Genomic DNA, 9563 nt, shown 5'->3' on the forward strand with positions numbered 1-9563 from the left:
GTGGTGGGCAGGGCGCGCGCCACCGGGGGCGGGGCGGGGGTGCGCTCGGCGCGGATCGGCAGCCACATCTGGGTGGGCCTGGGCGGTCGGGCGGGAGCGCGCGGGGCGGCGATGGGCAGGGCCAGTTGCTGTCTCCGGCGGGCCCGGGCGGGATGGATCACGGCGCGGGGACCTCCCGGTGTACCGACGAGGGGAGCCGCCCCGGGGCCGCGGCGCTGGGCAGCTGGGCCCGGCCTCGCTGCCGGGCCATGAGCACCGGCTGCTGCGCGGCGCCCGCCCGGCGCGGCTGGGGCACCGGGTGCGGGCCGGCCCGCTGCGCCCGGGCGGCCACCCGGCCGACCAGGGACAGCACGGCCACCCGCGAGCAGCGCCCGGCCCCAGCCCCGCACACCCCCACCACGCCCGGGCCCGGCGGCGGGCGGTCGACCCCCGCCACGTCCGCCTCCGCCTCGACCACGTCCGCCTCCGCCACCTCCCGGCCTGCCTCCGCCCCCACCTGGGCGGCCGCCTGCGCCTCCCGGTCCGCGGCGGCCGAGGCCGAGCCCGGCACCTCCACCACCGCCGGGGCGGCGGCGCAGCAGGCCGATGCCGGGCAGGTAGGCGTCCATGAGCCGGTACATCGCCAGGTGCTTGAGCATCCGCAGCCCAGAAGGGGCGTGCGGGTTGTGGATCGGGGTACCGCGCAGGACGACCTGCAGGGTCCAGCCCGGAATCTTGAACAGCACCCAGAACAGGGCAAGGCCGGCAAGCATCGTGCCCAGCTGGTCGGACTTGGGGATGCCGAGCGTGGTGGCCCCGGGGGCGAAGAACAGCTTCAGGGCGAGGATGAACGTCATCGACTGGGCGATCTGGATGACCAGGCAGCCGGCCAGGGCGCGCCACCACAGCCGGGCGACGGGATCGGTCAGCGGATGCGCGTGACACGCCAGCATCAGCGGCGCGGCCACCGCCAGCAGCGCCATCACCGCAACGCGCACCAGGAAGCCGATCAGCACCGCGAGCACCAGCGTGATCATCACGATCGCCAGGATCAGCAGGTACAGCTTCAGCCCCGCGGAGCCGAACAGGGCGAACGGCAGGACGCGTTCGACCATGCCCTGACCGGCGTCCGACATATCGGTGGCCATGATCGCGTGAGCGAGGGCGTTGGACAGACCGATCGCCTTGCCCATCACGGTCAGCGAGGTGGCCGCCGCGACCATCCCCAGCAGCAGGCGCGGGGCGATCTGCTGCAGGGCGTAGCGGGTCTGCACGGTCTCATAGCCCATGACCGTGACGCCGCCCGCCGTCACGAAGAGCACGTAGATCCCGGCCGTGATCCCCAGCATGGCGGTCCACAGCTTCTTGATGTCGGCGTGCCGGGTGACGTCGGGCGTCGCGAGCAGGGTGTCGGCGAGGAACTCGCGCACCGGCTTCATGATCTGCTCGATCAGCGTGCCCAGGAACGAGGTGACCGCGTCCACGACCATGGCGGGAATGTCGAGGAAGCCCCAGGTGGTGCCCTTGTCGCACTCGGTGCCGGTCGCCTCGCAGGCCGGAGGCGTCGGCCCGGGAGTCGGCTCCGGTGGTGAGGGCGACTCCGGTTCGGGTGTGGGGCCGCCCGGTGCCGGGGTCGGCCCAGGCGTGGGCTCGGGCCTCGGCTCCGCCCCGGGATCCGGGGCGGGGGCGGCGGGGCCGGGCGCGGGCCGCGGTTCGGGTTGCGGCGGCTCCGGGGCCGCCGGTGCCTGCGCCGCCGCGGACGCCGCGTGCGCGGAGCCGGCCGCGGCGCACAGCGGTACCAGAACCAGGACCACCAGGGCGAACAGCAAGGGCAGGGCGCGGACCAGACGCCGTGTGCAGGTCACTGCCCGCCCCCGCCGTCGTCCGCACCGACGATGCCCTGCAGCACGGTCACCAACACCGGGGCCAGGACCGCCAGCCCGTAGCCGATCGCCGCGGCCCTCAACGCTCGCTTGGCGGCCTCGACTTCCCCCGGATCACCGCCGGCCATCAGATAGCGCAGTCCGCCGAAGGTCAGGAACAGGGTGGCCAGTCCGGCAAGGATGCCGACGACCCAGTTCCGCAGATTCGTGATGACGGTCGGGATGTCCGCGACCGCCCACACATGCGGCGGATCCGCCAGCAGCGCGCAGGTGGTGAGGGCGGATGTGAAAACGAGCCGGACGGACCAGCGGAGCAGCGGTCGGGGTGGCCGACAGGGCCTTGCGAGCATGGCAGCACACCTCCCTCAGGGGCGTAGAGCACACGGCCGGGCAGGAGCAGGACAGGACGGGGACGCCGCAGGGGGCGTACGAGAGAGCCGGTGCGGGGCGAGCAGAACCCTTGGCCCGGGCGCCGGCCTCCTTACAGGGGGCGCGGCGGGAACGGGGTTCTCGGGTGTCAGCACGAGACGGTCGTGCCCACCCCGCACCGTGCGGAGATCTGGTCCCGAGGCATCGGCCGCCGCCCCGGGACCACAACGGACGGTCCGGTCCGAAGCCGGGCTCGGTGCGCCGTCACCCTGAATAGAGATCCCGGCGGCGGGAATTGACATCCCGCCACCGAAAATCCCCCCACTGGGCGTGCTACCGGTCCTGCAGCCGGCGTCGCAGATGAGCGGCCAGATGCTGCTCGGCAGCGCTGCGGTTCCGGTAGAGCTGACGCACACTCACCCCGCGCTCGGCCGCCAGACGCTGCATGGACTCGCCGCCCAGCCGGGTACGGGCGATCAGCCGCGCCTCGGCCACGTCCACCACACGGGCCTGTACGGCACGGGACAGCACCGTGAGCTCGTCCACCGGCTCACCATGCTCTGCTGGCGGGGCGGAGCACAGGTGGTCGAGGTGCGTTGCCGCCGCATCGGTTTCGCGGGTGGCCTGGCGGCGTGCGGCGTACACCAGCCGGTGCACTGCCCGGTCGGCGGCGCTGAACAGCTCCCTGTCCAGCCGCTCCACCCCGGGGTTCACCGTGCGCAGGGCCGCGGCGACGGCGGCCAGGGCTTCCTGCTCGACCTCGGCACGCTCCACATGAGCCGGGCGGGCCAGCCGGGCGAGCATCCGGCGCAGCACCGGAACGGTCATGGCCACCGCCACCACGTCCCACGGCGCGCCCAGCTCCTGGGCGCGCCGGATCACCTCCTGCCAGGTCTGCTCCCGCTGCTCCGGGCGGGTGGAGGGGTGGGCGAGATGGGTGCGCACCCGGTCGACCGGCCATTGCGCACGGTCCGGGGCGTCGCACACCAGGTGCGCGGGCAGCGTAAGCGGCTCCACTCCGTGGGCGAGCGCGAGGAACGCCTGCTCCAGCTCCCCGAGCGGGGAACGGACGGCGCCCTGCGACCGGGCGGCGGGGCGGTGGGCGAGGTGACGGTGGTGCATGACGCATCTCCCGGGAACGGTGCGGACAACCAACGCCGCCACACCTCCCAAGCCCACGTGCCACAAGAGGCCCACCCGCACGCCACTGCCGCGCCAGGCGCGGTCGAAGGGTCCGGCACGTGCGATGGCCCGCCACCGGTCCGCCCCCGATGACCTGGCACCACGCCTCCGCCGCAGGATCGCGAATCGAACACAGAAAATCTGGGCTCCGGTTTCGCCCCTCACTCCGTGGCGAGCCGAGGTGGCCCGCAGGTGGCTCGGCGCTGGCACGCGACTGGCTCGCATGGGTAATGACCTGCACAGATACGGTGCATGCCGGGGTGGCCGGGGACACCTCCGAGTGCGCGGCGCCAGCCGCCCACGGGCATCGAACATGTACCGGCGCGATGGCAAAGATCAGCTGCCGAGTCCCTATTACGTCACGTCAGCACGAGACGGCCTAACCCACGGCCCCGGGCGCCACCCAGCCCATGTCGAAGACTCCGTCCCGCCGCTCTGCCGCTTCCCGCCCGCGTACGTCCCACCCGCTGCCGACGACGACCTGGTTCCCGGGCCCGGATGAGCCCAACGCCGCTCCCATCCCCGGCGCGGTGCTGCCCGCCTGGGCAATCGACAAGATCCGCATCGAGTTCGTCGGACGCCCTGGCCACCAGCCCGCCCCGCTGCTCAAGATCGCTATCCGGGACACAGCGCCGGGCATGGACGCCCGCATCCCGAGCACGCCCTTCGCCGCAGCGGCCGATGACGAGGACGCCACGAGCAGGCCGTCCATCCTGCTCGCCGAACTCCACCCCGACGCGCTCCCCGCCCCCGCCGACGACCTGCCGGCCGTCGGCGGCGGGATGCCCGGCGCGCAGGAGGACGGCTGGCCCGGCTTCTTCCACCGCGCCCACCGGCTCCTCCCCGCGAACGGCATCCTGCTGCTGGCCACCCGCCAGCGCCGGGAGGCCGGACGCCTCACCGACCCCCTCGGCACGCTGATCGCAGGTGCCCGCACCGCCGGCTTCCGCTACCTCCAGCACATCGTGGTCGTCTACGGCCACCCGGTCGGCGACCGCCTCGTACCCGCCCCGCCCCCGGACGTGTCCCGCGGCGTCGCGCACTGCGACCTGATCGCCCTGTCCGCGATCACCCACGCCTGATACCCAAGGAGTTCACCATGGACTGCCCCGTCTCGGTGTGGAACACCGCCCCCACCTCCGCCCCCGCCCAGCGGGGCGGCCGCTACGTGTCTGGCTCGGCCGCCCACCCCGCCAAGATGCTCCCCGCGATCGCCGCTCACGCCATCGCCACCTACACCGAGCCTGGCGACGTCGTGCTCGATCCCATGTGCGGCATCGGCACCACCCTCGTTGAAGCCGTCCACCTCGGCCGCCACGCGCTGGGCACCGAGTACGAACCCAAATGGGCCCACCTCGCCGAGCAGAACCTCCGCCACGCCGACACTCAGGGCGCCACCGGCGCCGGAGCGGTGTACTGCGGCGACGCCCGCCGGCTCACCGCTCTCATCCCCGCAGCGTTCCACGGACTGGTCGACCTCGTAGTCACCTCACCTCCGTACGGCGCGAGCGTGCACGGGCAGGTGCGCTCCACCCGGGAAACCGGGAAACACGGCGTGGTCAAGAAGGACTTCCGCTACAGCCGAGACCCCAACAACCTGGCCCACGTCGGCCTCGATCACCTGCTCGAAGGCTTTACCGACATCCTGATCCAGTGTCGGTATGCCTTGCGCCCTGGCGGCCACGCGGTGATCACCACCCGCCCCTGGCGTGAACGCGGGGAACTCATCGACTTGCCCACTGCGGTCCTCGCCGCGGGTGAAGCCGCAGGTCTCATTCCCGTCGAACGCAACGTCGCTCTCCTCGCCGGCATCCGTGACGGCCACCTCATCGCCCGCCCCTCGTTCTTCCAGATGAAGAACGTCCGCGATGCCCGACGCATCGGCATCCCCCTTGCCGTCATTCAGCATGAGGACACCCTCGTGCTGCGCCGCTCGCTGGGGCCGGCAAGTGACCGCGCATCTCGGGGGTATGGCGGCGAATCGAAGGGATCCCTGCACCTGTGCGCGGCCAAGGAGCAGAGGCGGGGTGTGCGCGGTGCTGCGCACGTGCAGGTTCCCCGTCCCAGTCCGCGCGAGCGCCGGAGCAGTGGTCCCGGAGGGGACAGGAGAGCCCGGCCTGAGGCATGGGGTGAGTAGTACCTCCAACTCCAGGGCCGGTACTCCTCGTGCACGCGGCCGGAGCGGAGCACCGGGGAAAGGCGCCGGGCTGTCACAGGTGTTGGGGTTGGCATCCGGCGACCGGCCGCGTACGCCCACCAGCAAAGCCCGGAAGACGCAGAAGCCGACGAACCCCACACAGCCGCATACCTCATCGCCGGAGCCGCCCTCGCCCACGGTGACCGGCCCACCGGCTCAGCAACCGCCTCAGACGCCGGAGCCACTCGCGCCACCACTCCAGACCCCACCGGAACCAGCGCAGGCCATGCCCGCGCAATCCGGTAACGAGGCATCAGCGGAGGCGGGTCTGCGGCTGTATACGCCGGCTCAGGCAGCCGAGTTGCTGCAGGTTCCAGAATCCTGGCTGCGAAAAAAAGCAGCAGCCGGCACGGTGCAGCACACACGGATCGGACGGCACATGCGCTTCTCCCACGCGGACTTGCGCCTGCTCATCCGCCTCGGTCACCGCCCGGCACAACAGTGACCCGCGCGCCGTCACCCGATCGGGCCCCATTCCAACTGCCGGCCGGAAGACGGTTCCGCTCTTCCGCAGGTAGGAGCGTCCATGGACCCCGGCCGCCCCTACGCACTTCGGCGTGGGGCGACCGTGTCTGCATCCCGCACACCCCGAAGGAGCCTTCCCATGGCTTGGGTTGAACGCCGCGGCCGCAGCTGGCGGGTCCGCTACTGGGCCGACACCGGCAAGGCCGCAACCGCCGCCAGCTTCCCCACTGAAACGGAAGCACATACCTACCTTGCCAACCTCCAGTACCAGGACCCGACGCCCACGCCCTCTGCGCCCGACCAGCAGACCTCCGCCCTACCGCCTGCTCCCCAACCCGCCGTGCCGACGCCGCAGCCGCCCACCACCACCCCGCCCCCACCTTCAAAGACCACATCGCCAAAGGAGACAACGTTCGCCCAGTGGGTGGAGAAGTGGTGGGAGAGCATCGAAGTCGGCCCGAACACCGCCGCCGGCTACCGCAGCCTGCTCAAAAACCACCTCCTACCCGTCTGGGGCCCCACGCCGCTGAGCGAGATCACCCCCACCGGAATCAACACCTGGCTCAAGCAGCTCAAAGACCGCTACCAGGCCTCGACCGTCTCCGCGATCGGCAAACTCCTCAGTCTGATCCTGTCCGCCGCAGTCTTCGAACGCCTCATTCCCACCAACCCCGTTCGCATCCCCCGCCAACGCGGCCGCACCCGCCGCGAAGAGACAGCCTGGGCCGACGAGCACGAAGTTCTCGCCATCGCCCGCCGCGTCGCCCACCTCGCCAACGCCAACCACGGCCTGCTCGTCATCACCGCCGCCTACACCGGCATGCGCTGGGGCGAACTCACCGGCCTACGCCGCCCCGCCCTCGACCTCACGGCCGCAACCCTGCACATCCACCCCGACCACGGCGCACTCCACGAAATCAACGGCCACCACACCTACGGACCCCCCAAGACCGCCGCCTCCGTCCGCACCGTCACCCTCCCGCCGTTCCTGACCGACCTCCTCAAACAGGACCTCGCCGTTCACCGCCGCGACCACGTATTCACCACCCTGCAGGGCAAACTCCTGCGCCGTTCCACCTTCCAACGCCGCACGTGGGCCCCCGCCGTCAATGGCTGCACCCTCTCCGACGGCACCGTCTGGAAGCCGATCAAACCCGGCCTGACCTTCCACGGCCTGCGCCACTCCCACAAGACCTGGCTAATCGAGGACAACATCCCCGATGTCGCCCAAGCCCGCCGCCTCGGCCACACCATGACCGATGAGATTGACGACATCTACTCCCACGTAGCCGACAAAATCAACACCCGGCTTCTCAAGGCCCTCGAGGCCCGCTGGAAGCGATCAATTGAGAAATCAGCGGCGGCATATTGATCCGAAACGGTAGGTGTTCTGGGTCGTTGATTCCTGCTGAGTGAACTGGCGGGGGACGCACGGCAGTTGTCGCCGTCGGCGCAGGAGGCCCTTCGGATGCGGGCGGTGGCCGTGCTGGTGGCGGGCCGGACTCGCGAGGATGTCGCAGCGCTGTTCCGGGTCTCGCTCAAGGCGGTGGACAACTGGTGGGCGAAATGGCCGACAGGCGGACGCGAGGCGCTCGTGGCCCAGCCGTGCGGGCGCCGGGTCGGCGAGCATCAGCTCCTCGGCGGGGCCGAGCAGCAGGCGATCCGGCAGGCCGTGCTGGATCACCGGCCGTGCGCGATAGCCGACCCCGTCGCGATGACCTCAGCGGACGCCAACCGTGCCGACTCGCGCACCAAAGGTCGGGTCGTCATGGGTATCTCCGACACCTTTACGAGCATACGTGTGTGTCGACGACCGCACACTCGAGCTGGATCTCTTCGCCCTGGAACTGGAGCGCCGACGGATTCGTTCCGCTGCTCAGTGCGGGAGCTGTGGCTGTTCATGCAGGTCGGAGCCGCAGGTAGACGCTTCACTCGATAGTGTGGGGATCTAGCGATTTCTCGCAAATTTCAGGAGCCGCTCGGTCATGACCTGAAGCAGCAACTCCGCGCCACGCTAGTACTCCAGCCGCACTTTGATGCCTACCTGCGGGAACGTCGAGCGGTGGGTAAATCGGCGGACCTGCGGGGCGATGGTGGTCCTGCCCGCTCCGTCGAGGTGCTCCGCCCGGGTCAGACCGGCCTGCACCGCCACGCGCCAGCGCTGGAACGACCAGTGGCAGCGGTGCGGGTACGGGTACTGGGTCATGCGGGCACGACTGACCGGGCGGCACGGATACGCTGTTCAGTCGGGGAGCTTCGCTGCGTAGATCCAGCCGAAACCGTCGTATCCGGGGTGGCCTTCCCTGCAGCGGCGCGGGCAGATTCCCTTCCAGCCGCCCACTCTCGGAGACGCCGCGGAAACCCGAACAGAGCACGGCGTGCGGGTGGAGAATGTGTGCTCGGGGGAGGTGGTCGGGCGTGAGCAGTGAGCCAACCATCGGTTGGAGTCCGCAGTACCGAGGGGACAACTCGAGTCCTCATGTCGTCCAGTGCTACGAGGAGTTCGTCTCCGCGAGAGACCAAGTACACCTGGACGTACTGAAGCCGCTGGCCATGGACGACGGCCCGGCCGGGAATCTGCACGCACTGGCGTCGGCCTATCTGATTGCGGGGCAGCCCTTCGATGCAGTCCCCTTGCTGGAGTTTCTAGCCGACGCCGCTCCAACAGACCTGGCCGTTCGGGGCGATCTCGCCACGGCATACGTCCAGATCGGCAGCGTGAAGCGGGCATCACGGGAGCTTGAGCGAATTTTGGAGCTCGCCCCCGGACTGGCCGAGGCGGGACAGCAACTTGCCGACGTTCAGGCGTGGTTACATTGGCAGGATACCGAGCGGGACTTTCAGCGGCGACGGGCTGAGTTCCTCCGTGAGCGCATTGCGGGCGGAAACGGCAGCGTCGACGAGTACGTGATGCTGGCCAGGGCGCTCTACGCGCTGGCAGGGACTCCCAGCAGTGGTGTGAACTGGGCGGACGCCGTGGACGTCCTGACCGAGGCACGTCGTCGCGATGGAGCAGATGTCCAAGTCCTGGAACTCCTGGTGGCGACCACCTTCAACGCAGGAGCCGAGGCCGACTGGCATGAGGCGCTGTTGGCTCTGGAGCAGGTTGCCCCCCAATCGTTCCTACTGGAGCAGGCGCGTTCCACGATGAACGCCGGTGTGCCCGACCCGGACATGTTGCTCGAGGTCGCCTGCTCGGACAGCGACGACGCGCACGGCGCCCTGCGTGAGCTGAGGGCCCAGTACCGAGTAGGCCCGAACAACCCGGACGTTCAGCGCTGCCTGATGCAGGCCGAGGCCGTCATGGGAACCGTCGCTGAGGCGTTGTGGCTGGCGGAAGACATGGCGGCTGTTGACGAGCTCGGGTTCTACGAACATGGCGCCCTAGCGCCAATGCCGTTGCCTTATGGGTCTGCGGGTTGGGGTCGTTTGATGCGGATGGCTTGGGTGCCGGTGCGGGTGGGCTGGGGCCACGCGTGGTGCTCGGC

10 protein-coding genes are annotated in these 9563 nt (G+C 70.4%); 6 read left to right on the forward strand and 4 right to left on the reverse strand.

The features are described from left to right. From OP79_RS56300 to OP79_RS47465, 3 genes are all read right to left on the reverse strand, one after another. A partial coding sequence (locus OP79_RS56300) for a TrbL/VirB6 family protein (RefSeq protein ID WP_169786270.1) occupies positions 1 to 1844 on the reverse strand: 1844 nt, incomplete at its 3' end. Beyond that, positions 1841 to 2212 carry a pilin gene (locus tag OP79_RS47460; protein WP_033329443.1) on the reverse strand — a complete coding sequence of 124 codons (372 nt, stop codon included), beginning with the start codon at positions 2210 to 2212 and terminating at the stop codon, positions 1841 to 1843. The genes OP79_RS47460 and OP79_RS56300, both read right to left, overlap by 4 nt. A gap of 352 nt (positions 2213 to 2564) precedes the next feature. After that, on the reverse strand, positions 2565 to 3353 hold the full coding sequence (locus tag OP79_RS47465) for a hypothetical protein (RefSeq protein WP_033329444.1): 789 nt from the start codon (positions 3351 to 3353) through the stop codon (positions 2565 to 2567). Positions 3354 to 3823: 470 nt separating this feature from the next. On the opposite strand from OP79_RS47465, the gene OP79_RS47470 reads away from it, so the two are divergent. From OP79_RS47470 to OP79_RS57780, 5 genes are all read left to right on the forward strand, one after another. Beyond that, positions 3824 to 4495 (forward strand): hypothetical protein, encoded by a 672-nt coding sequence (locus OP79_RS47470; protein ID WP_033329445.1) that lies wholly within the window; start codon positions 3824 to 3826, stop codon positions 4493 to 4495. Between the two features lie 17 nt (positions 4496 to 4512). After that, on the forward strand, positions 4513 to 5550 hold the full coding sequence (locus tag OP79_RS47475; protein ID WP_078492513.1) for a TRM11 family SAM-dependent methyltransferase: 1038 nt from the start codon (positions 4513 to 4515) through the stop codon (positions 5548 to 5550). Positions 5551 to 5836: 286 nt separating this feature from the next. Next, on the forward strand, positions 5837 to 6055 hold the full coding sequence (locus tag OP79_RS58800; protein ID WP_211271017.1) for a helix-turn-helix domain-containing protein: 219 nt from the start codon (positions 5837 to 5839) through the stop codon (positions 6053 to 6055). Positions 6056 to 6214: 159 nt separating this feature from the next. After that, positions 6215 to 7447 carry a tyrosine-type recombinase/integrase gene (locus OP79_RS47480; RefSeq protein ID WP_033329446.1) on the forward strand — a complete coding sequence of 411 codons (1233 nt, stop codon included), beginning with the start codon at positions 6215 to 6217 and terminating at the stop codon, positions 7445 to 7447. A 96-nt stretch (positions 7448 to 7543) separates the two neighbouring features. After that, positions 7544 to 8014, forward strand: a complete 471-nt coding sequence (locus OP79_RS57780; protein ID WP_245685728.1) for a helix-turn-helix domain-containing protein — start codon at positions 7544 to 7546, stop codon at positions 8012 to 8014. 75 nt (positions 8015 to 8089) lie between these two features. Here the strand turns inward: OP79_RS57780 and OP79_RS47485 are convergent, their stop codons facing one another. Then, positions 8090 to 8281 (reverse strand): hypothetical protein, encoded by a 192-nt coding sequence (locus OP79_RS47485; RefSeq protein ID WP_033329447.1) that lies wholly within the window; start codon positions 8279 to 8281, stop codon positions 8090 to 8092. A gap of 212 nt (positions 8282 to 8493) precedes the next feature. On the opposite strand from OP79_RS47485, the gene OP79_RS47490 reads away from it, so the two are divergent. Beyond that, a partial coding sequence (locus OP79_RS47490) for a tetratricopeptide repeat protein (protein WP_033329448.1) occupies positions 8494 to 9563 on the forward strand: 1070 nt, incomplete at its 3' end.

The organism is Streptomyces yerevanensis (assembly GCF_000716805.1).
In the GTDB taxonomy this organism is placed as follows: domain Bacteria; phylum Actinomycetota; class Actinomycetes; order Streptomycetales; family Streptomycetaceae; genus Streptomyces; species Streptomyces flaveus.